The organism is Siphonobacter sp. BAB-5405 (assembly GCF_002872335.1).
Classification (GTDB): domain Bacteria; phylum Bacteroidota; class Bacteroidia; order Cytophagales; family Spirosomataceae; genus Siphonobacter.
In genome coordinates this window covers 1-559 of sequence record NZ_NJAG01000135.1, presented here as the reverse complement: position 1 = coordinate 559, position 559 = coordinate 1, and the positions used below count along the sequence as shown (strand labels likewise).

1 protein-coding gene and 1 pseudogene are annotated in these 559 nt (G+C 50.1%); both read left to right on the top strand.

Annotated elements, in window-relative coordinates; genetic code table 11:
* The coding region (locus BWI97_RS27875; protein ID WP_158242877.1) for a hypothetical protein at positions 1 to 232 on the top strand (232 nt) is incomplete at its 5' end.
* Positions 233 to 252: 20 nt separating this feature from the next.
* Positions 253 to 559, top strand: a pseudogene (locus BWI97_RS26505) (hypothetical protein); the annotation flags it as partial.

Sequence of the window (559 nt, the reverse complement as noted above, 5' to 3'; positions counted from 1 at the left end):
GGGGGATTTTGCCCGGCTTCGCAACGTTCGTCTGGGGTATTCCCTGCCCCGTCCAGTGCTGTCCCGCCTGAAGATGCAAAACCTGACCGTTTTTGTATCGGGTGATAATCTGCTCACACTCACTCGATTTACGGGTATTGATCCGGAAGAGAACGGCTCCTTCGGCGAAGAGAACGCCGGCAAATATCCCTTTGCCCGCAAATACCTGGCGGGTCTGCAATTGTCCTTTTAATGATTTCGAACATCTCTACTATGCGATACTCCTTTTCTTTACTGCTCGCTACGACAGGGCTCCTGTTGGGAGGTTGCCAGGAAATTCTGGACGTTAAACCAGAAACGCAGGTCGAATCCTCCACCTTTCTTTCGAATTCGGCTAATCTGCAAACGGCTACCTACGGTAATTATTCGATGCTGCTGAATAATTCTCTCGTCGCCCGTTTTCATCGGTTTACGGAACTGTCCAGTGACAATGTACAGGTACTACTGGCCGGAGATAATGCCACTACTACCTACCTCCATAGGGATTTACACGTACCAACATACCAGTACCCTGCTAGGG